A 22,236-nucleotide genomic window follows, 5' to 3' on the forward strand; every position below is an offset into this window, starting at 1 on the left:
GGCCCGATGCTAGTGGGATCACCGCGACCCCAGTAGTGTGGCGGTGAATGTCCAACCCCGAGGAGTTACATGTTCACGAAGTCCACCGCGCTCGACCAGCTGGAGGCCATCTACGGGGAGGTCATCGGCCGAAATCCCGGGGAGGCCGAGTTCCATCAGGCCGTGCGTGAGGTCTTCGACAGCCTCGCGCCGGTGGTGCAGCGGCACCCGGAGTACCTGGACATGAAGATGCTGGAGCGGATCTGCGAGCCGGAGCGGCAGATCATCTTCCGCGTGCCGTGGACCGACGACAAGGGCGAGGTCCACATCAACCGCGGTTTCCGCGTCGAGTTCAACTCCGCGCTCGGCCCCTACAAAGGCGGCCTGCGGTTCCACCCCAGCGTCTACCTGGGCGTCATCAAGTTCCTCGGCTTCGAGCAGGTCTTCAAGAACTCCCTGACCGGACTGCCCATCGGCGGCGGCAAGGGCGGCTCCGACTTCGACCCCCGCGGACGCTCCGACGGCGAGGTCATGCGGTTCTGCCAGTCGTTCATGACGGAGCTGTACCGCCACATCGGCGAGTACACGGATGTGCCGGCGGGCGACATCGGCGTCGGCGGTCGCGAGATCGGCTACCTGTTCGGTCAGTACAAGCGCATCACCAATCGCTACGAGTCCGGCACGCTGACCGGCAAGGGCCTGGCCTGGGGCGGATCGCTGGTCCGCACGGAGGCCACCGGCTACGGCACCGTCGTGTTCGCGAACGAGATGCTCGCCACCCGCGGCGACTCCTTCGAGGGCAGGCGCGTGACTGTCTCCGGATCCGGCAACGTCGCGATCTACGCGATCGAGAAGGTCCACCAGCTCGGCGGCAGGGTCGTCGGCTTCTCCGACTCCAGCGGCTACGTCGTCGACGAGGCAGGTGTCGACGTCGGCCTGCTCAAGCAGATCAAGGAGGTCGAGCGCGGCCGCGTCGCCGACTACGCCGACCTGCGGGACTCCGCGACGTTCTCCGACCGCGGTTCCATCTGGGACGTGCCCGTCGACGTCGCGCTGCCCTGCGCCACGCAGAACGAGCTCAACGGGCCGCAGGCCGCCACGCTCGTGAAGAACGGCGTCATCGCGGTGGCCGAGGGCGCCAACATGCCCACCACCCCCGAGGGCATCCGCACCCTGCAGGCCGCCGGGGTGCTGTTCGCGCCTGGCAAAGCGGCCAACGCGGGCGGCGTCGCCACGTCGGCCCTGGAGATGCAGCAGAACGCGTCGCGCGACTCGTGGAGCTTCAAGCACACCGAGGCCCGCCTGACCGAGATCATGCAGGGCATCCACGAGACGTGCGCGGCGACGGCCGACGAGTACGACACCCCCGGCGACTACGTCGTCGGCGCCAACATCGCCGGCTTCACCAAGGTCGCTGACGCCATCTCCGCCTTCGGCCTGATCTGAGAGCCGACCTCCTCAATGGGCGCCGCCCACCCGGGCAGCGCCCATCTGGCCTCATCGCAGATGAGGGTGAGGGTGGGGTCTGAGTCCTCCGGGTGCGAGTGGTGGTCTCGCGGCCAGGCCGGCGAGGTTCCAGATGCCGGAACGGCCGGACTTTGAACGGTTTTCGGGGAGATCAACCCTGGCTTCTGGATTCGCGCGGGTGTACGATTAGGTATGGATTCGTTGGGGGACGCCGGGGCGGACGCGTGGGAGGTTGCCTCCCGTCGTGCGGGCGTGATCGCGGGTCAGGCCGCCCAGCTGAATGCGGATCTGGTGGATCTGATGGTCGAGGTGCTGGAGACCAACTGCTGGTCCGGTGGCGGGATCAGGTCCCCTGAGCATTGGCTGCAGTTGATGACGGCCGTCTCTCCGGCCCATGCGGCCGACATTGTGGCGGTGGCGCGTCGGAAGGGTGACTTTCCCGAGTTGGAGGCCCGCCTCGCGCGGGGGACCGTGAGCCTGGACCAGCTGGTCGTCGTCGCCCGGCATGTGCCGGCCGAGTATGCCGAATCGGTCACCGAGTTCGTGCAGGCAGCGACGGTGTCGCAGTTGCGGCGGGTGTTGCCGAAGTATCTGTTCGAGCCCGGCACGCCGGGGCCGGTGGAGGATCCTCCCGACCCCGTGGTGCCGGTCGATGACGCGCCGAAGCTGCAGATGGGGCTGCGGGATGGGCGGTTCGTGTTGCGGTTCGACGCGAACCCGTTGGATGGGGCGCTGGTGGAGCAGGCCATCCGTGAGGCGAAGGATGCGCTGTTCACGGCCGGCGACCCCGACGCCACGTTGGCGGACGGGCTGGTGGAGTGCGCGTCGAGGAGTCTGCATCAGGCCGCGCCGGCGTCGCGTCGTGAGCATTACCGGGTGCTGGTGCATCTGGATTCGGACGGGAACGGGTGGATCAACAAGCGTGGCGCCCTGCCATCCAGGTTGATGCGGAAGCTGACCTGCGACGGCACGTTGAAGCCCGTGTGGACCCAGGATGCGAAGCCCGTCTCCGTGGGCCGGAGTATGCGGATCGTGCCGGAGCGGACGAGGCGGTTGATCGAGGATCGTGACGGGGGTTGCCGGTTCCCCGGCTGCGGTGTGACCGGGTTCCTGGAGAACCACCACCTGTTCCACTGGTCAGAGGGCGGCGCGACGGACATGGACACCCTGATCTCGCTGTGTTCCCGGCATCACCGGGAACACCATCAGGGAGAGTTCACCATCGATGGCGATCCGGGCATCCCCGCCGGACTGCGGTTCACGAACCGCCACGGGCTGCTCATCGAGCGCGACATCCCCGACGAGATTCCGCCGCCGACTCATCCGCCGCCCGATAAGCAGCCGATCCGGGGCTGGATCATGGACACCACCTCCATCAACTTCCGCCCCACCGGCTGAACCATCGACCGAAACCTCTCCGATCCGTGTCAGTGTGGTCGCGTCGGTGCGCGGTTGAGGGCCGAGGCCTCCCGATGATGGAGTCTCGCACCGCCCATCCGGTAGTCCCGGCGTGGGCTGCGGTGGGCGGCTCGGCCCTCGGCTTCGGGAACCTCACCCACTACATCGCGCGGAGTCTCCTCGAAGCCGGCGTATTCAGACCACACCTACACCCCCATGGGCGATGAGCCGGATGAGCGCTGTGTCACCCCCGCCAAAGAACGGCCGACGATACCTCTGCAGGGGTCTTGCCATGACCGGCATACTGAGTATGCTCGTTAATGAGTCCACTCAGTAGGAGGCTCGATGGAAGCCCTACGATCGCGTCGGGATCGCAACATGGACGCCAAGCGCGCCCGAATCTTCGCTGCGGCCCACGATCTCCTCCAAACGCATGGCTACGCCGACATGACCACCCAGCAGGTCTCCGACCGAGCCGATGTGGCCGCAGGCACTCTGTTCCGCTACGCCGCCACTAAGGCCGACCTGTTGCTCATGGTCTATAACGAGCGATTCCGTGAGGCGATCACCGAAGGGCGACGCGCCGCCGCTGGGCTGTCAGATCCGATCGAGGCCGTCTTCGCCCTTGTCATGCCGGTCCTGAAGGGAAGCGCCGAACAGCTGGACACCGCCATCCTGTATCAGCGTGAACTGCTCTTCGGGCACGAGAAGATGCTCCATCGCCAGACCGGCCTGCAACTCGTGGCAGACCTGGAGGACGGCGTTGCGTCCGCACTGCTCGCGGCCAGCCAAGCGGACGGCCCGCAGGCACGGCTCCTGGCTGAGCGCGCCGCCCGGCTCATTTTCGCCTGCCTGCACCTGGCGCTGGCTCAGCCCTCCACTGGCGCCCACCCAGACCGGGCGGCCGCCACCGAACTGCACGCCCAGGTGGCGATCATGGTCGACGGCTTCCTCGTCGGCCTGAACAAGGCCTCATCCGGCGAATCAACCCTCAGCGCGACCAGCCACCTCTGAGACGCACCAATCGACAAGGAGAACACCATGACTCGCAAGGCTTACCTCATCGGCGCCGGGATCGGCAGCCTATCCGCCGCCGTCTACTTGATTCGCGATGGACACTGGGACGGTTCCCAGATCACCATTCTCGGCCTGGAAGACCACGGCGCCAACGACGGCAATCGCGTAGCGGCCTACGAGACCGAGTACGGGCACAAGGCGCTTAGCAACAAAGCCGGCTTCCTGAACCGCGGCGGCCGGATGCTCAACGAGGAGACCTACGAGAATCTGTGGGACGTCTTGGGCTCGATTCCGTCTCTGACCTCGCCGGGAAAGACCCTGACCCAGGAGATCCTCGACTTCGATCACGCCCATCCGACCAAGGACATCGGCCGGCTGATGGACACCCGCGGCCCGCGCACTAGAGGCGATGCCGATGACTACAGCCACATGCAGTTCAGCAAGGCCGATCGCGTGCTGCTGACCAAGCTGATGACGCTGCCAGAATCGCGAGAATCCAGGCTGGACGATGTCAGCATCGAAGAGTGGTTCGCCTCCAGCCCGCACTTCTTCACCACCAACTTCTGGAGGATGTGGGAGACCACCTTCGCCTTCCTACGCAGCAATTCCGCGATGGAACTTCGCCGCTACATGAACCGGATGATCTTGGAGTTCAGCCGGATCAATACCCTCGAAGGCGTCACGCGGACGCCGTACAACCAGTACGAGAGCATCATCGTGCCGATGCGCGCCTGGCTCGAAGGCAAGGGCGTCGAGTTCGTCGGCAACCGCAAGGTGACCGAGTTCGTGTTCGCCGATGATGACCCAATGCGCGACCGGATCACCGTGATCGGGCTGAAGTACGAGCAGGTAGACGAGGACAATCAGCCAGGCCTGATCGATGTGAATGAGGGCGACCTGGTGTTCTGCACCAACGGCTCGATCACCGACTCCACCTCGCTGGGCGATCTGGACACCGCCATCGTCGAGGACGAACGCTACGCTCCGTCCGCAGCGCTGTGGAAGCAGGCGACCGAACACTTCTACGGCCTGGGCAACCCCGACAAGTTCTTCGCCGACCGCACCCAGAGCGAGTGGACCAGCTTCACGGTGACCACCAACAACCACCTGCTGGTCAACGAAATCTCCGCCATCACCCGACAGCTGCCCGGCAATGCACTGAACACCTTCGTCGACAGCAATGCGGTGGTCTCGCTGGTGATTCACCACCAGCCACACTTCGCCGCCCAGCAACCGAACGAAACCGTGTTCTGGGGCTATTCGCTCTACCCGCGACGGACCGGAGACGTCGTGAAGAAGCCCTTCATCGAGATGACCGGGCGCGAGATGCTCACCGAAGCGCTCGGCCAGCTCGAACGCGTCGATACCCGGGCGGTGAAGATCTCCGCCAAGACCGAGGAGATCTGGGATTCGATCGTCAATGTGGTGCCCGCTCACATGCCGTACGCCAGCGCGCTCTTCGCCCGTCGGGCCAAGGGGGACCGCCCGGAGGTGGTGCCCGCCAACTCGGTGAACCTCGCCTTCATCAGCCAGTTCGTCGAGATGCCCTTCGACATGGTCTTCACCGAGCAGTACTCGGTTCGAGCCGCCCAGATCGCCGTCTACCACTTCCTGGGCATCCCGAGCGAGCGGCTGACCACATTGCACCACTACGAGAAGGACCCGCGCGTGCTGGCCAAAGCTGCCCTCACGATGCTGCGCTGAGCCCTCGCGCGAGCTCGCCGGCGCCGGTCCAGCCAGGCTGCTCGACATGGTCGAGGGCCGCTCCAAGAGCGTGTTCAAGACCTGGCTGGCCGAACGAGACCAGGCCTGGCGAGACAGCGTGGAGGTGGTCGCGATGGACGGCTTCACCGGGTTCAAGACCGCCACTACCGAAGAGTTGCCCGACGCGGTCGCGGTGATGGACCCCTTCCACGTCGTCCGCCTCGCCGGCGACGCCCTCGACAAGTGCCGCCGCCGGATCCAGCAAGACCTTCACGGCCACCGCGGCCGGGCCGGTGACCCGCTGTACTCCGCCCGCCGCACCCTGCACACCGGCACCGACCTGCTCACCGACAAACAGAAGACCCGGCTCGAGCAGCTGTTCGCCGACGACGCCCACGCCGCCGTCGAGGTCACCTGGGCGGCCTACCAGCGAATGATCATCGCCTACCGCGAGGCTGACCCTGCTCGCGGCCGCGACCTGATGAACAACTTGATCGCCAGCCTCAGCAACGGCGTCCCGACCGCGCTCGTCGAACTCCGCTCGCTCGGCCGAACACTCAAGAACCGAGCGGCTGACGTCCTTGCCTACTTCGACCGGCCCGGCAGCTCCAACGGCCCCACCGAAGCGATCAACGGCCGCCTCGAACACCTCCGAGGCTCCGCACTCGGCTTCCGGAACCTCACCAACTACATCGCCAGATCACTACTCGAGGCCGGTGGGTTCAGACCTCAGCTACACCGTGGATTGTGATGAGCCGCTTTACCCTCGATCGTGAAGAGCCCTATTTCTTTTCCATCAATGAGACGGGCGTTGCGTTCCCGGTTTCTTCCTGCTAGGTTTCCCGTACAGCCACTTGAAGGGAAACCCATGAACGAGAACATGCACGGTCGCTCGGCCGCCGCGTCCTTCGTCATGCGAATGAGCCCCTGCCGCTGTTGCTGTCGCTTCTGCTGACCCGCCCGCAGCCACTGACACCGCTGTACGCCGGCCCGGTCTCGCAACCGCAGCCATCTGCTAGGTCCTGACAGACCACCTGCGCCCCCTGCCGGGCGTTATTGAGTCACCCCCATTGCGTCATGAATGCAACATGCCCTTTTATCGGCCGAATTGCGGACCCTGGGTGGCGACGCATTCATTTCCTCAGATAAGGACTTCGGCATGCCCGAATATGCCCATTCTCTCCGTGATGTCGATCAGGCTGCCCCACGTGAGAACCACGTGATCATCGCCTCGAGGGTCTTTCCCGCCACGGGTGCCGCAACCATCATCGTCGGGGCAGTCGTCACCGACGGCGACGGCATCGTCTGGGTCGGTCCCGCCTCCGACCTGCCTCAGCGCTGGGCGGAGCAGGCCGTCCACCATCCAGGCGCGACGATCCTTCCCGGCCTCATCGAGACGCACGCGCACCTTGGCTCGTACGCCCCGCGCCTTGACCCCCGGCCCGACCGCGACCGGGACGTGGCCCTTGTTGCCTTGTCATCGGCCGCCATGGCCCGTCAGCTCGCCTCCCTCGGCGTGACAACCGTCCAGAGCCTGGGGTCTCCCCACTATGCGGACGTCGCACTCCGCGACGCGATCGCCTCCGGGGTCCTCGCGGGGCCCAGGATCGTTGCCGCGGGGCCGCAGCTCACCACCACCGGCGGACATGCCTGGCGCAACGGCGCAGAGGTCGACTCCCTGAGCCAGATTCGAGCCCAGGTGCGGGCCCACCACAAAGCCGGAGTCGACGTGATCAAGGTGATGGCCACCGGAGGCTTCATGACCGCGGGCACCGCCCCGTGGCACGCACAGTTCACCGAGGACGAGCTCCGCGCCGTGGTGGAGGAGGCCCACCGCCTCGGACACCACACCGCGGCTCATGCGCACGGTACCGAGGGAATCCGCCGAGCCGTCCGGGCCGGGTTCGACTACATCGCCCATGCGAGCTTCGTCGACGAGGCGGGGCGCACGGCGTTCGACAGCGAACTTGCCGACGAACTGGCCCGCAACGGAACCTTCGTGGACGTCTGCAGCCCGCCGTCCTGGCCCGCCGTGGCCGGTGAGACGATCGCTCCGCGGGCAGCGGAGCTGTACCGCCACGGCGTCCGGTTGGTCACTGGCCACGACGTCGGTGCCGTGATCCCAGCCAGCGCCTTCCGCCACGGGCTCGAACAGCTTCACGAGGCCGGCCTGCCAACCACCGAGGTGCTTCTCTCTGCCACGTCGCGTGCCGCGGCGGCCGTCGGGCTGGCGGGCCGCACCGGCGTGCTGGCGCCGGGCTACGCAGCGGATCTCATCGTCGTCGACGGCGACCCGACAACTGACCTCGCGGCGCTGGGCAACCTGCGCTTCATTCTCACCGACGGGCGGCGGTTCACCCCGCAGGCCGTCGAGCCCTTCGACCCGCACCGCCTGCACCCACCGGGCGGTGGAGGCCCACAGGAGGCCCGCGCCGCCTACGCGGAGGACCTCACACGCCGACGAGCGCATCCCGATCCCATCCCTCAACCCATCGCCTGACAACCCAAGGAGTACCCGATGTCCACCCTGACCGATGCTCTCGAGAATGACGTGCGCTCCCGACCGGCGCGCGTCTCCACAGCCTCGTTCCCGGAGACCAACGTCGAGCAGACGCCCGACGGAGCATTCCGGCGCCAACGCAACTGGTTCACCACGCGCTTCGGCGAAGGTGACGCACGAGTGCGCCCTGAGGCCGGGCGCTACCTCCTGCTCGGCAACCCCGGATGCGGCTGGAACCGTCGTCAGCTCATCACGCTGCGGCTCCTCGGCCTCACCGAGGCCGTCCCCTTCGTGCTGCTCACGGGCCGTGACGACAAGGGGTGGCGCATCGCTCCCAGCGGCAATGATCTCGCCCAGCGCTTCGGCAGCAACCTTCTCAACGACTTCTACCGCCGCACCGATCCCAACTTCGGCGGCCGTGGCACCTCGCCGACTGTCATCGATTCCGTCACCGGCACCGTCGTGACCAACAACTACCACCCGCTCAGCCTGGACTGGGAGACCGCCTGGGCTCCGTTCCACAGGGCTGGGGCCCCCGACCTGTACCCCGAGGCGCTCCGCGCGGAGATCGACCTGCTCAATCAGCAGATCTTCGACGACGTCAACAACGGCACGTACAAGGTGATCTTCGCCACCAACCCCGAGGCCGCCAGGGCTGCGAAGACAGTCTTCGAGGCGCGACTCGCCGACTACGACTTCCGCCTCTCCTCTCGTCGGTATCTGTTCGGCGAGCAGCTCACCGACTCCGACATCCGCCTGTTCGTGACGCTCTCCAGCTTCGAGCGCGGCTACCGCCCCGGGATCGCCCGCATCTTCGGTGAGGAGAACACCGCGCGGGTGCAGGACTTCCCGAGCCTGTGGGCCTACGCCCGCGACCTGTTCTCCCAGGGGTTCGTGGACGACCGGGAGCTGTACTTCCTCGGCCTGCTCCCCGGGCCGTCGGGCGACTACCTCGAGGGCAGCCTTGTGGTCGGCGACGCACCGCTGCCGACTCCCGAGGAGTCCCTGGCCGCATGGCGCGAGCCTCACGGGCGAGATGCCCTTGGCGGATCGCCGCTGTACTCCGGCCCCGGCGGCGGCGGCAGCTACGAGTTGTGGCACTTCGCCGACTGACGTCTGACGGACCAACACACGAGGAACTGAGGCCATGATCGGACAAGACACCACCCACATCCCGGAGGACCTGCTGCGGTGGGGGCTCGGCGACGGGCGTGAGCTGCGGCTCGCGCGCACCGACGAGTTCGACCTCGTCGGAGCCCTCCTGCAGGAGGCGTTTACCGCCGGATGCTGGGTCACCCCGCGCTATCTGCAGCACCTGGGCGACATCGCGAGCCGCGCCGCAGTCTCCCACGTGTGGGTGGTGTCCGACTCCGTCGGTCTGCTCGGCGCCGTCCTCACGCCGAAGCCACAGCACCACCGCCCCCGGTTGTTCACCTTCAACGTGCTGGGCGTCGCACCCCGCGGGCGCGGGCTCCAGGTCGGCTGGGCGCTGGTGGACCACAGCGTCGCACTGGCCAGCGCACTCGGGTACGCAGGCCTCGAGCTGCGCTCCAGCCCGCAGATGACCGCGGCCCACGCGCTGTACCGGCGCTACGGGTTTGTCCGGAGACCCGAGTTCGAGACCGCGGTCGTCGACTCCGGCCAGCGGCTCTTCGCCTTCACCTACCGCGTCGTCGATCCGGCGCCGACGACGCCCATCCCCTACCAGGAACCAGAGGTGGCCTGGGCCTTCCCCGGCCACCACGAGGAGGAAGCAGTGGACATCACAGAACTGAGGCCCATCGCCAGCAGCCCGCCCGAGCCCGGCGAGGACGCCCTCGGCGCCCTGCCGCCGGGAGCAAGGGTGCGCATCGACCCCACGAGTCTGCGGGGACGGGCGGCGGCCGCGGCGCTGACGGTCGCCGGGAGCGGTCAGCTGATCGACTGGGTTGATGCCCCGACCGCCGACCCGGAGCTCATCGTTGACGGCGCCGTCGTGCACATCGACCCCGCGACCCTCGCGCGCCGGGCCCTCCGGGGGACCCCGTGGTACCAGGCCGAGCAGGCTGCGCGCGTCGACCCGGTCGTCGCGCAGATCAGGGACGATCTGGTCGCCGGGCTGGAGGACGCGGTCTTCGCCGAGGACCCGGACACACGCACGGCCTCGCTTCGCCTCTTCTACGCCCGCCTCGGCAGGCTCGAGGCGTCGCTCGGCCGGGGGCGGTGGCTGGTGGGAGACAGGCCGTCGGTCGCGGATCTCGAGCTCTTCGCCGTGCTCATCGCGCTGGACCTGCAACAGCGCGCCCATCTCGCTCCCGGATCCGCGGCGGTGGCCGACTATCCTCGGCTGTTCGAGCTCGGCCGCAGGCTGCTCGCCGCCGGGGTGCTGCCACCCGAGATCCTCGCGGCGGTCGGGCTGGGTGGCACCGGCGAGTTGCTCTGGGGCGAGCCCCTGCCCGTCGAGGGGATCGATGACCTGCGCGCCGCGTGGCTGGCGCCAGCGAGCCAGCGCGAGGCGGTCGCATGACCGCCGTGATGGACGCCACGGGACGCCGACGCACCGGCAGACGCCTCGCCTGGCTCATCCTCCGCCGCCTCCTCGCGGCGGTCCTTGTGCTGTGGGTCGCGGTCACGCTGACCTTCATCGCTGTTCAGCTCACGCCCGGTGACACGGTGTCTCTGCTGCTGGGAGAGAACCGCAACGACCCTGAGCTCAGGGCTCAGACGATCGCCAGATGGGGACTCGACGAGCCGGTGTGGGTGCAGTACCTCACCTACCTCGCCCGCATCCCGAGCGGTGACCTCGGCATCTCGTACACCCTGCGCCGACCGGTCGCCGACCTGATCGCCGCAGGCATCGGCCCGACGCTGCAGCTCACGGCTGTCGCCGCGATCGCGGCCATCGTCATCGCGGTGGTCGGCGCCGTGGCCACGACCGCAGCGGTTCCGGGCCTTCGGCGCGCGGCGGGGGCGGTCGAGCTGGTGCTGTTGTCCGCGCCCCCGTTCTGGCTCGCCATCGTCCTGCTGTGGGGCATCAGCTTCCAGCTCGGCTGGTTCTCCATCGTGGAGCAGGGCAGCTGGCAGGCCCTCGTGCTGCCCGCAGCATCACTCGCCCTGCCCATCGGTGCCTACCTCACCCAGGTGCTGGTGGAGGGCATCGACCGGGCCATGGAGCAGCCATTCATCACCACCGCACGCTCGCGGGGCATCTCGCAGTTCGCTGCCAGAGCCCGCCACGCGCTCCGGCACGCCGCATTGCCGGCCATCCATCTCCTCGGCCTCATCGTCGGGTCGTTGCTCGGCGGGGCCGTGATCGTGGAGCAGGTCTTCGGCCGCCCCGGCCTCGGCCAGCTGGCCGTCGATGCGGTCACGGTCAAGGACATCCCCCTGATCCTCGGCGTCGCGCTCGTCAGCACGGCGGCGTTCGTCGTGGCCTCCACGGCCGCCGACATCGTTGCTCTCTCAGCGGACCCCCGGACGCGCGTCGCGGCGGGAGGATCACGATGACCAGCCAGACCATCTCGGTGTCCGGCCCCTTCACGCTCCGCAGGGTGGGCTCGTTGGGCCTCAGGACCCGGTGGGACGCAGTCCTCGCCGCGGCCGTACTCGCCCTCACGTTCGTGGCGGTGGTCGCGCCAGGGCTCCTCACCTCGGGCGACCCGCTCGCCGCTGATCCCCTGGCAGCCCACCAGCCGCCCAGCCTCGCCCACCCCGCGGGCACCGACATCCAGGGTCGCGACGTCCTGGTCCGCATCATCTACGGCGCCCGACACTCGGTGCTGATCGGGCTGGGGGCGACACTCGTTGCGGTGCTGCTCGGCGTGTCCCTCGGGGCGCTGGCCGGCGTGGCCAGGGGATGGATCGATCAGGCGGTCTCTCGGCTCGTCGACGTCGTCGCCGCCTTTCCCGAGGTACTCCTCGCACTGCTGATGATCGCCTTCACCGGCCGAGGCACGCTCAACCTCATCCTCGCCCTCGGCGTGGCAGGGCTGCCCAAGTACGCGCGCATCATCCGCGGCAACGTCCGGCTCGCCACAGCCTCCGGCTATGTGGAACAGGCAGCCACCTTCGGCGTCTCACGGACGCGGAGTCTCTTCAGGCACGTCCTGCCCAACGCGCTCGGTGCGCTCCCGGTGATGGTCACCATCGGCTTCGGAGGCGCGATCATCGGGTCCTCCAGCCTCAGCTTCCTCGGACTCGGCCCGCAGCCTCCCACCGCTGAGTGGGGGCTCATGCTGTCGGAGTCGCGCGCCTACCTGCGCCAGGCCTGGTGGACCGGCGTGTTCCCAGGCCTCGCCCTCACCACCATCGTCATCGCGGCCACCGCGCTCGGCCGCCAGCTCCAGACCGCATACGAGAGGCGCAACCGATGAACGCCCTGATCGAGCTCCGCAACCTCAACGTCACCTTCGAGACCCGTCGAAGGACAGTGCACGCCGTCCGGGGCATCGACCTTGAGATCGGTCGGGGCGAGGCGGTGGCTGTGGTGGGGGAGTCGGGCTCCGGCAAGTCCGTCACCGCCCGCACCCTCGTCGGGCTCACGGGGCAACGGGCGAGCATCACGGCCGACGAGTTCACGGTCCTTGGCCGCGACGCGCGCAGGTTCACCGAACGCCAATGGCGCTCGGTACGCGGCCGGCACATCGGGTTGGTGCTGCAGGACGCCCTCAGTTCGCTGGACCCGCTGCGGACGGTGCGTCGCGAGGTCGGAGAGGTCATCCGGGTCCACCGCACCGTGCCCCGACCTGAGGTGGGCGGAGCGGTGATCGAGGCGCTCGACAGCGTCGGGTTCCCCGACCCGGAGCGACGCGCCGACCAGTTCCCGCACCAGCTGTCCGGAGGGCTCCGCCAGCGGGCCCTGATTGCGTCGGCCGTGGCCGGTCGCCCCGAGCTCCTGATCGCGGACGAGCCCACCACCGCCCTCGATGTCACCGTCCAAGCCCAGATCCTGGCGCTGCTGCGTCGCCTTCGTGAGGAGGGCACCGCGATCCTGTTCATCTCGCACGACCTCGCCGTCGTGTCGCAGCTGGCCGACCGGATCCTTGTCATGCGCGACGGGGCCGTGGTGGAGCAGGGGCCGACCGCTGACGTGCTTGCCTACCCGCAGCACGAGTACACGAGGCAACTGCTGCGCGCGGTCCCATCCGCAGCCACCCGCGGGCAGCGGCTCGGCCTCGGGCCTGCGAGCCCCGGCCCGCACCCTGCGCCCGTTGCGGGGCGCGGCGGGCCCATCGTGCTGAGCGCCACAGACGTGCGCCAGTCGTTCGAACTGCCCCAAGGCGGGAGCCTCGCCGCCGTCGACGGCGTCAGCCTGGTGGTCCACCGCGGCCGCAAGGTCGGCATCGTGGGGGAGTCCGGTTCGGGCAAGAGCACCCTTGCCCGCGTCCTGCTCGGCCTGCAGCGGCCGGACGCTGGCACGGTGCTCGTCAACGGACGCCCATGGGGGGCCGACATCGCCGACCGGAGGGCGGTCCAGTTCGTCTCCCAGGACCCGCTCGGTTCCTTCGACCCGCGCTACAACGTCGGCGAACTCATCTCAGAGCCGCTCCGCGACGTGCTCGATGCACGCGATCGGGCCACACGCGTCGAGGAGGTGATGCGCTCCACGCACCTGGACACCGAACTGCTGACCGCCATGCCCCGCGCCCTGTCCGGCGGGCAGCGCCAGCGCGTGTCCATCGCCAGGGCGCTCGCGCTGAGGCCCGCTGTGCTCGTATGCGACGAGCCGGTCTCTGCCCTCGACGTCTCCATCCAGGCCGAGATTCTCGACCTGCTCGATGAGCTGGTCCGGACCACAGGAACGTCGCTGGTGTTCATTTCGCACGACCTCGGCGTGGTGCAGCACCTGGTCGACGACGTCCTCGTGATGAGCCACGGACGCATCGTCGAGGAGGGAGACGTGACGACGGTTCTCACCGAGCCGCGGCACCCCTACACGCGGGAACTGCTGGCGGCAGTGCCCCGGCTGAGCGGACATCGGAGCGCCGCATGAGGTTCAGCACCCAACGCATCAGGTGGTTGTGTCCACCGCCGCCCCGCAGGGCGGCCTGACCCCGCTACCCAGGAACAGACCACACAATCACAAGGAACAACCATGCCCAAGACCCATCGCCAGCTCAGCAGGCTGCACAGGACCGCGATCGTGGCCATCGGTGCCGCGCTCGCCCTTCCGCTGGCCGCCTGCGGGACCGGCCAGACCAGTCAACCAGCTCCGGCGGCCTCGTCGGCATCCCTCACCGAAGGGGGCACGCTCTACTGGGCGGTCGAGACGAAGCTGCAGACGGTCAACCCGCAGCGCAACGGCCAGGACAAGGCGACGCCCATCCTCCGCAACGCCTTCGACTCCTATCTGTACCGCACCGAGTCCGGCGAATACGAGCCCTGGCTCGCCCAGGCATACGACGTCTCCGACGACGGCACCACCGTCACCCTGACCCTGCGTGATGGCGTCACCTTCAGTGACGGCGCCAAGCTGGACGCGGACGCCGTCGTGGCGAACTTCGACAAGATCACCTCCGAGGGCTACCTCGCGTCGATCCCCGGAGGCCTTCGCTTCCTCACGAGCTACGAGAAGACCGCAGAAGACCAGGTCACCTTCACGCTCGAGAAGGCCGACGCGCTGTTCCTCCTCTACCTGTCGGCGACCGCATCCACCCCGCTGTCGCCTGACACGCTCACACTCGACCAGAGCGTCCTCGAGTCCGGTGGCCCCGAGCTCTCCGGCATCGGCCCGTTCACCATCGACGAGTTCACGCCCAACACGGAACTGTCGTTCGCCAAGCGGCCGGACTACGAGTGGGCGCCGGAGTCGATCGCAGGAGGACAGAAGGCGGCTCACCTGGACGAGGTGGTCTACCGCACCTTCGCAGAAGGTGCGACGCGCACGGGGGCCCTGCAACAGGACCAGGTGCAGATCTCCTCCGACATCCAGCCGGTGGACGTCGCGGTGTTCGAGGACAGCGACCAGTTCGACTACCAGCGCAACTACGTGTCCGGGCTGCCCTACACGCTGTACTTCAACGTGTCCAAGGCGCCACTGAATGACGCCGCGGTCCGGGAGGCCTTCGTCAAGGGGTTCGACCTCGACGCGATCCTCTCGGCCATCTACAACGGCGCGTTCGACCGGGCCACGGCTCCGGTCAGCGCCCGCGGCCCCTTCGCGGACCCGTCATCGCTCGACGACTACGCCACCGACATCGAGTCGGCCAACCGGCTGCTCGATGAAGCAGGCTGGACCGAGAGGAACAGCGACGGGATCAGGGTGAAGGACGGCACAACCCTGACCATCCGTGCGGTCTCCGGGGCGCCGTACGTCCGGGAGAGCCGGGACCAGCTCAACATCGCCATCGGGGCGGCCCTGAAGCAGAACGTCGGGATCGACTACCAGTTCCAGATCGAGGACACGGGCACCGAGACGGCTCGCACCGAGGCCAACGATTACGAGGTGTTCGACAACTCCTACGGAGGCGCTGACCCGGCAAGCGGCCTCGATCTGCTCTACCACTCCGACCCGAGCCGCGGATTCATCGCGAGGGGCAAGTTCCAGGACGCCACTCTCGACTCGCTGATCGACGAGGGACGTTTCACCACGGACCTCACGACCCGTAAGGAGAACTACACGGAGCTCCAGCACCTGGTGACCGGCAACTTCTGGGTTCTGCCGCTGTACCAGACGCAGGACAACCTCGCCTCGAGTGGGAAGGTGCACGACATCACCATCGACAAGGCGACGGGCCAGCCCTTCGGCGCCTTCACCATCTGGCTCGAGAGCTGATCCCACGGCGCCCAGACTCTGGCCCCGGATCGCCACCGGGCGGTCCGGGGCCAGAGTCGTCGCAGCATCAGGCGGAGGGCAGGTCGATGGTCAGATGGGCAGCGGCCTCCCGGGCGCGGGCGCGGGCCTCATCGACGTCCGCGCCGCGCGCCAGCGTCACGGCGACGCGACGGCGACCCTCCACCTTCGGCTTGCCGAAGAGCCTGAGCTGCGTCGTCTCGCCGGCCAGCGCGGCGTCCACGCCGCCGAACACCGGCACCCCCGTGCCCTCCGCCAGCACGGCGCACGACGCGGCCGCCGGGGCCTCCGGGCCGCCGATCCGCACCGCACCGCCGGCGTGCAGGCCGAGGATCGCGCGGGCGTGCAGCGCGAATTGCGACAGGTCCTGCGACACCATCGTGACCATGCCCGTGTCGTGGGGACGGGGGCTGACCTCGGAGAACAGCACGTCGTCTCCGACGATGAACAGCTCGACGCCGAACACCCCCCAGCCGCCCAGCGCCTCGGTGACGCGGCCCGCCACAGCCTGGGCGCGCTCCAGTGCGGCGGCGGACAGCGCCGCCGGCTGCCACGACTCGCGGTAGTCGCCGTCGACCTGCACGTGCCCGACGGGGTCGAGGAACGACGTGCCGCCCGCGTGGCGGACGGTCAGCAGCGTGATCTCGGAGTCGAATCTCACGAAGCCCTCGACGATGCAGCGCCCAGCGCCGGCGCGCCCGCCCGCCTGCGCGTGGGCCCAGGCCGCGGCGAGATCCTCGGCCGAGCGCAGCACCGACTGGCCCTTGCCCGAGGAGCTCATCACGGGCTTGAGGACGCATGGGAAGCCGACGGCGCGGGTCGCCGCGACCAGCTCGCGTTCGGTGTCGACGAAGCGGTAGGGGGAGGTCGGGAGCCCCAGCTCCTCGGCGGCGAGGCGGCGGATGCCCTCGCGGTCCATCGTCAGCTGCGTCGCCCTGGCCGTGGGTACCACGCGGATGCCGTCCGCCTCCAGCCCCGCGAGCACGGACGTGGCGATGGCCTCGACCTCGGGCACGATCACGTCCGGGCGCTCCATCATCACGACGGTGCGCATCGCGATCGGGTCGAGCATGTCGATGACATGGCTGCGGTGCGCCACCTGCATGGCGGGCGCGGCCGCGTAGCGGTCCACGGCGATCACCTCGGCCCCAAGGCGCTGCAACTCGATGGCGACCTCCTTGCCCAGCTCGCCTGCGCCGAGCAGCAGGACGCGCGTCGCGTCTGGGGTGAGGGGGGTGCCGATGCTCACGTGCGTCATGCGATCATCCAACCATCTGGCGACGTGCGATGCGTGGTTGTCAGCGGGTCACGCGCTGGCGCTGCGGCGCACGGCACCCATGCCGACGCTCCGGCGCGGTGGCGTAGCCGAGCACCGTGCAGCGGCGGGGCGTGAGGTCCGACGACGCGACGTGCCCACCTCGGCGGACGAGGCGGATGCCCGAGAGGTCGAGTGGGAACGTCGAGCCGACGAGGCGCACCCGGACCACCCCGTCGAGGGTCACGAAGCTCTCGACGACGCCCTCGCGCGCGGTGCCGGGGCGCAGCCGACCGTCGTAGGTGACGTGGTCTCCCACGCGGATGGGGGCCCCCGAGGCGCGCTCCGGCAGGGACACCAGGTCGGCGAGGTAGCGGTTCTCGTCGGCGTCGCCCGACGGGAAGGGGCGGGACATGGCGGCCAGTTCTGTCGCGCGCGCCCAGCGGGTCGTGGTGCCTCCGGTCAGGCGCAGCAGCAGCCAGGACTGGTCATCGCTGATGACCTCGTACTGGTCGGAGTTGTCGCGGAGGCGCACTGCACAGCCGTGCCTGTTGGGCATCTACCCGGTCACCCTTCCTGACCTGCCGGTCATCGCTTCGTCCCCCAGGATGCATCCTGCCAGGAACGGTCACATGCGCGGGGTCGGTTAAGGCAATTACTTGTCAGAGGCTGACGGGGGCGGGTCCCCACGCCTCGCGGTAGAACGCGATGCGGTCGGCGTCCGGCGCGATGCCGTAGGCCTCCCAGAACGGCGCCTGGTGGCCCGGCCCGTAGTTCCAGTCCAGCGACCAGGAGGCGATCGCCAGGTCGGCCCAGCGGTCCGCGACGCCGAGGTCGCCCAGGTCGACGTGCCCGACGAATCGCCCGTTGGAGCCGATGATCGTGTTGGGGGCGCAGGCATCGCCGTGCGCGATGACGAGGTGGTCGATGTCGGTCACATCACCCACCCAGCCGACCGGGCCGAACAGCGAGTCGTCCGGGTCGAGGGTGTGCAGCATCGCGAGGCCCTCGCCGACTGCTGCCGCGGCCCGGTCCGGCTCGGCCCGCCACCTGGCCGAGACGGCCGACTCGCCGCGCAGGGCCCCGGTCACGAGCAGCCACTGGTCGCCGTCGTCGACGAAGTCGAACACCCGCGGGCAGAGGTGACGGGAGCTGAGCCAGCTCATCCGCTCGGCCTCGTCGATCAGGTCGTCGCGGGAGAACTTGGCGAACAGGTCCTTGGCATCCTCGGCCACCAGCCGGGCAGTGATACCGCCATCCTCGTTGAGCCACACGAGCTCGGCCACGCGGCGGCCGTGCGTCGCGGCCCAACGGTCGATCAGCTCGGGGACCGGCGTGCCGGGCGGGGGAGTCGTCGAAAGCGCCATGATCCCAGGATCCTTGCACACTTCGGCTTCCGGCCCCCTATCCCGCACTCGCCACAGGCCCGCCCCAGGCGGCCGACATAGAATCCCCTGGTGCGCACAATCGTCCTGCTCGGCAGCACCGGCTCCATCGGCACCCAGACCCTCGACGTGATCTCATCGCGCCGCGACCAGTTCCGCGTCGTCGGCCTCGCGGCCGGCGGCGGCAACGTCGACCTGCTCGCCGCCCAGATCATCGAGTTCGAGCCGGAGGTCGTCGCACTCGCGAAGCCCGCCGCCGCGAATGCGCTGCAGCGCGCCCTCTACGCCGAGGCCGACCGGCGCGGCTGGAACGCCGGCGAGTATCAGCTGCCGAAGCTGTTGCTCGGCCCAGACGCCGCGACCCAGCTGGCCGCGGCCGACTGCGACGTCGTCGTCAACGCCATCACGGGCGCCGCCGGGCTGCTGCCGACGCTCGCCACGCTGAAAAAGGGCACGACGCTGGCACTGGCCAACAAGGAGTCCCTGGTCATCGGCGGGCGCCTGGTCACCGGCGCGGCACGCCCCGGCCAGATCGTGGCCGTCGACTCCGAGCATTCGGCCTTCGCGCAGGCCCTCCGATCCGGCCGCGCCGAGGAGGTCCGCCGCCTGATCCTCACCGCGTCCGGCGGACCATTCCGCGGCCGCACCCGCGACGAGCTCGTCGACGTCACGCCGCAGCAGGCCATGGCGCACCCCACCTGGGACATGGGCCGCGTCATCACCATCAACTCCGCCACCCTGGTCAACAAGGGCCTCGAGCTCATCGAGGCCGCGCTGCTCTACGATGTCGACCTCGACGATGTCGTCGTCACCGTTCACCCCCAGTCGGTCGTGCACTCCATGGTCGAGTTCCACGACGGCGCCACCATCGCCCAGGCCTCCCCACCCGACATGCGGCTGCCCATCGGCATCGCCCTGACCTGGCCCGAGCGGCTGGCCGACGCCTCCGCCCCCTGCGACTGGGCCACGGCCGCCACCTGGACCTTCGAGCCCCTCGACGCGGACACGTTCGGCGCCGTCGAGCTCGCGCGCACCGCAGGGAAGGCCTCCGGCACGGCCCCCGCCGTGTTCAACGCGGCCAACGAGGCGCTCGTGGATGCCTTCTGGGCGGGGCGCATCGGGTTCCTCGACATCACCGATATCAACGCGGAGGTCGTCGCGGAGCACCTGGCCGCCGGGCACGTCGCCGACGACGACCTCACGGTCGACGCCGTCCTGGCCGCCGACGCGTGGGGCCGGAGCCGTGCCGCCGAGATCGTGGACGAACGCGCGTGACCATCGTCCTCACCGTCGTCTTCGCGCTGCTGTTCTTCGCGCTGATCATGGCGTCCATCGCGCTGCACGAGGTCGGCCACCTCGTGCCGGCGAAGATCTTCGGCGTCAAGGTCACGCAGTACTTCGTCGGCTTCGGCAGGACGCTGTGGTCGCGTCGCCGCGGCGAGACCGAGTACGGCTTCAAGGCCGTGCCGCTGGGCGGCTACGTCCGGCTCGTCGGCATGTACCCGCCGGCCAGGGCCTCCGCGAAGCCCGGCTGGCTGACCAGGCTGGCCGACGACGCCCGCGCCGTCGAGTACGAGGAGATCACGCCGGCCGACGACGGCCGGCTGATGTACCAGAAGAAGACCTGGCAGAAGGTCGTCATCATGCTGGGCGGGCCCGCCATGAACCTGCTGCTCGCGTTCCTGATCTTCCTCGGGATCAACCTGTTCCACGGCACGTGGCAGGCGACGACCACCGTGGCCGCCGTCAGCGACTGCGTCATCTCCGCGGAGCGCGAGGACCGGACCTGCACCGACGCCGACCCCGTCACGCCGGCCAGCGAGGCGGGCATCGAGGTCGGCGACACCATCGTCGAGTTCAACGGCACAGCCATCGGCAGCTGGGACGAGATGAGCGAGCTCATCCGCGCCAACGGCGACGGGCCGGCGAGCATCGTCGTCGAACGCGACGGGGAGCGCGTCACCCTGCCGACCGTCAACACCGAGCTCAACCACGTCGCCGACACGCTCGACCCGAGCCGCTACGTCGAGGCCGGCTTCCTCGGCGTCTCACCCGGCAGCGAACTCGTGCACGGCGGCCCCGTCGCCACCGCGAGGCAGATGTGGACCCTCACCCGGCAGTCCGTCGTCGCGCTCGCGAGCTTCCCCGTGCGCGTCTGGAACGTCGCCGCGGACCTGGTCACCGGCCAGCCCCGCGACGAGAACTCCCCGCTGTCGATCGTCGGCGCCTCCCGGATCGCCGGCGAGATCGGCGTCAGCGACCAGCTGGGCTTCGGCGACAAGGTCGCCACCTGGATGTCGCTGCTCGGCTCGGTGAACCTGTTCGTCGCGCTGCTGAACCTCGTTCCGCTGCTCCCGCTCGACGGCGGCCACATCGCCGGAGCGGTCTACGAATGGCTCAAGCGCCGGGCGGCACGCCTGCTCGGCCGGCCCGATCCCGGCCACGTGGACACGGCCCGCGGCCTGCCGCTGACCTACCTCGTCGCGGGCTTCCTGCTGGTCGGCGGCGTCGTGCTGATCCTCGCTGACATCATCAGCCCCATCTCGCTGTTCTGAGGGCGAACGCGGGGGAGCGGCTTAGGGACTCCTGCGTCGGCAGCGTAATCTTGTGCGCATGTCCGTGAACCTTGGTATGCCCGCCGCGCCCGCGCCCGTGCTGACCCCCCGCCGTAAGTCCCGCAAGATCAAGGTCGGATCGGTCTACGTCGGCGGCGACGCTCCCATCAGCGTGCAGTCGATGTGCACCACCAAGACCACGGACATCAATGCGACGCTGCAGCAGATCGCCGAGCTGACCGCGACCGGCTGCGACATCGTCCGGGTCGCCGTGCCCAGCCAGGATGACGCCGAGGCGCTGCCTATCATCGCGATGAAGTCAAAGATCCCCGTCATCGCCGACATCCACTTCCAGCCGAAGTACGTCTTCGCCGCCATCGACGCCGGATGCGCGGCCGTCCGCGTCAACCCCGGCAACATCCGCCAGTTCGACGACAAGGTCGCCGAGATCGCGAAGGCCGCCTCCGAGGCCGGTGTCAGCCTCCGCATCGGCGTCAACGCGGGATCGCTCGACAAGCGACTGCTCGCCAAGTACGGCGCCCCCACCCCGGAGGCGCTCGTCGAGTCCGCCTTGTGGGAGGCGTCGCTGTTCGAGGACGTCGGCTTCTACGACTTCAAGATCTCCGTCAAGCACAACGACCCCGTCGTGATGGTCCGCGCCTACGAACTGCTCGCCGAGAAATGCGACTACCCGCTGCACCTCGGCGTCACCGAGGCCGGGCCGGCGTTCCAGGGCACCATCAAGTCGTCGGTCGCCTTCGGCGCGCTCCTGAGCGAGGGGATCGGCGACACGATCCGCGTGTCGCTGTCCGCGCCGCCGGCCGAGGAGGTCAAGGTCGGGCTCAAGATCCTCGAGTCGCTCAACCTGCGCCCCCGCAAGCTCGACATCGTGTCCTGCCCCTCCTGCGGCCGCGCCCAGGTCGACGTCTACACGCTCGCCGAGCAGGTCACCAAGGGCCTCGAAGGCATGCAGGCCCCGCTGCGGGTCGCCGTCATGGGCTGCGTCGTCAACGGTCCGGGCGAGGCCCGGGAGGCGGACCTCGGGGTCGCCTCCGGCAACGGCAAGGGTCAGATCTTCGTCAAGGGTGAGGTCATCAAGACCGTCCCCGAGGCCGAGATCGTCGAGACGCTGCTGGTCGAGGCCCGCCGGCTGGCCGCCGAGATGGGCGAGGTCGGCGCGCCGGAGGTCAGCGTCTCCTGATCCC

Annotated in this window: 17 protein-coding genes and 1 pseudogene; 15 read left to right on the forward strand and 3 right to left on the reverse strand. The window is 68.9% G+C overall.

What is annotated here, in order from left to right:
- Positions 1–69: 69 nt before the first annotated feature.
- From gdhA to QH948_RS05170, 12 genes and pseudogenes are all read left to right on the forward strand, one after another.
- Positions 70–1,425, forward strand: a complete 1,356-nt coding sequence (gene gdhA / locus QH948_RS05115) for an NADP-specific glutamate dehydrogenase (protein ID WP_281145788.1) — start codon at positions 70–72, stop codon at positions 1,423–1,425.
- Between the two features lie 321 nt (positions 1,426–1,746).
- The gene (locus QH948_RS05120; RefSeq protein ID WP_281145789.1) at positions 1,747–2,844 is read left to right on the forward strand and encodes an HNH endonuclease signature motif containing protein; all 1,098 of its coding nucleotides are present in this window, start codon (positions 1,747–1,749) and stop codon (positions 2,842–2,844) included.
- 378 nt (positions 2,845–3,222) lie between these two features.
- A complete protein-coding gene (locus tag QH948_RS05125) occupies positions 3,223–3,858 on the forward strand; it encodes a TetR/AcrR family transcriptional regulator (RefSeq protein ID WP_281145790.1) in 636 nt (211 codons plus the stop codon).
- A gap of 27 nt (positions 3,859–3,885) precedes the next feature.
- On the forward strand, positions 3,886–5,565 hold the full coding sequence (locus QH948_RS05130; RefSeq protein WP_281145791.1) for an oleate hydratase: 1,680 nt from the start codon (positions 3,886–3,888) through the stop codon (positions 5,563–5,565).
- Between the two features lie 19 nt (positions 5,566–5,584).
- Positions 5,585–6,316, forward strand: a pseudogene (locus QH948_RS05135) (ISL3 family transposase); the annotation flags it as partial.
- Positions 6,317–6,724: 408 nt separating this feature from the next.
- On the forward strand, positions 6,725–8,065 hold the full coding sequence (locus QH948_RS05140) for a metal-dependent hydrolase family protein (RefSeq protein WP_281145792.1): 1,341 nt from the start codon (positions 6,725–6,727) through the stop codon (positions 8,063–8,065).
- Between the two features lie 18 nt (positions 8,066–8,083).
- On the forward strand, positions 8,084–9,178 hold the full coding sequence (locus QH948_RS05145) for a glutathione S-transferase family protein (protein ID WP_281145793.1): 1,095 nt from the start codon (positions 8,084–8,086) through the stop codon (positions 9,176–9,178).
- A gap of 34 nt (positions 9,179–9,212) precedes the next feature.
- On the forward strand, positions 9,213–10,571 hold the full coding sequence (locus QH948_RS05150; protein WP_281145794.1) for a GNAT family N-acetyltransferase: 1,359 nt from the start codon (positions 9,213–9,215) through the stop codon (positions 10,569–10,571).
- Positions 10,568–11,551 carry an ABC transporter permease gene (locus tag QH948_RS05155; RefSeq protein WP_281145795.1) on the forward strand — a complete coding sequence of 328 codons (984 nt, stop codon included), beginning with the start codon at positions 10,568–10,570 and terminating at the stop codon, positions 11,549–11,551. The genes QH948_RS05150 and QH948_RS05155 overlap by 4 nt, the downstream gene beginning before the upstream one ends.
- Positions 11,548–12,417, forward strand: a complete 870-nt coding sequence (locus tag QH948_RS05160; RefSeq protein WP_281145796.1) for an ABC transporter permease — start codon at positions 11,548–11,550, stop codon at positions 12,415–12,417. The genes QH948_RS05155 and QH948_RS05160 overlap by 4 nt, the downstream gene beginning before the upstream one ends.
- Positions 12,414–14,036, forward strand: coding sequence for a dipeptide ABC transporter ATP-binding protein (locus QH948_RS05165; RefSeq protein ID WP_281145797.1), 1,623 nt, complete (start codon positions 12,414–12,416; stop codon positions 14,034–14,036). Before QH948_RS05160 ends, QH948_RS05165 begins: the two co-directional genes overlap by 4 nt.
- A gap of 102 nt (positions 14,037–14,138) precedes the next feature.
- The gene (locus QH948_RS05170; RefSeq protein WP_281145798.1) at positions 14,139–15,818 is read left to right on the forward strand and encodes an ABC transporter substrate-binding protein; all 1,680 of its coding nucleotides are present in this window, start codon (positions 14,139–14,141) and stop codon (positions 15,816–15,818) included.
- 67 nt (positions 15,819–15,885) lie between these two features.
- On the opposite strand, the gene purT is transcribed toward QH948_RS05170, so the two are convergent.
- From purT to QH948_RS05185, 3 genes are all read right to left on the reverse strand, one after another.
- The gene (purT, locus tag QH948_RS05175; protein ID WP_281145799.1) at positions 15,886–17,094 is read right to left on the reverse strand and encodes a formate-dependent phosphoribosylglycinamide formyltransferase; all 1,209 of its coding nucleotides are present in this window, start codon (positions 17,092–17,094) and stop codon (positions 15,886–15,888) included.
- A gap of 40 nt (positions 17,095–17,134) precedes the next feature.
- A complete protein-coding gene (locus QH948_RS05180; protein ID WP_281145800.1) occupies positions 17,135–17,650 on the reverse strand; it encodes a hypothetical protein in 516 nt (171 codons plus the stop codon).
- 103 nt (positions 17,651–17,753) lie between these two features.
- On the reverse strand, positions 17,754–18,458 hold the full coding sequence (locus QH948_RS05185; RefSeq protein ID WP_281145801.1) for a phosphotransferase: 705 nt from the start codon (positions 18,456–18,458) through the stop codon (positions 17,754–17,756).
- A 90-nt stretch (positions 18,459–18,548) separates the two neighbouring features.
- On the opposite strand from QH948_RS05185, the gene dxr reads away from it, so the two are divergent.
- The 3 genes from dxr to ispG are packed head-to-tail and all read left to right on the forward strand — an operon-like array spanning position 18,549 to position 22,232.
- Positions 18,549–19,751 (forward strand): 1-deoxy-D-xylulose-5-phosphate reductoisomerase, encoded by a 1,203-nt coding sequence (dxr, locus tag QH948_RS05190; RefSeq protein WP_281145802.1) that lies wholly within the window; start codon positions 18,549–18,551, stop codon positions 19,749–19,751.
- Complete coding sequence (locus QH948_RS05195; protein WP_281145803.1) at positions 19,748–21,031, forward strand: M50 family metallopeptidase; 1,284 nt, start codon at positions 19,748–19,750, stop codon at positions 21,029–21,031. The genes dxr and QH948_RS05195 overlap by 4 nt, the downstream gene beginning before the upstream one ends.
- Before the next feature lie 58 nt (positions 21,032–21,089).
- Positions 21,090–22,232: a flavodoxin-dependent (E)-4-hydroxy-3-methylbut-2-enyl-diphosphate synthase gene (ispG, locus tag QH948_RS05200; RefSeq protein WP_281145804.1), complete on the forward strand. Its 1,143-nt coding sequence runs from the start codon at positions 21,090–21,092 to the stop codon at positions 22,230–22,232.
- Positions 22,233–22,236: the final 4 nt, after the last annotated feature.

Origin of the sequence: Tessaracoccus lacteus (genome assembly GCF_029917005.1) — a bacterium.
In the GTDB taxonomy this organism is placed as follows: domain Bacteria; phylum Actinomycetota; class Actinomycetes; order Propionibacteriales; family Propionibacteriaceae; genus Arachnia; species Arachnia lactea.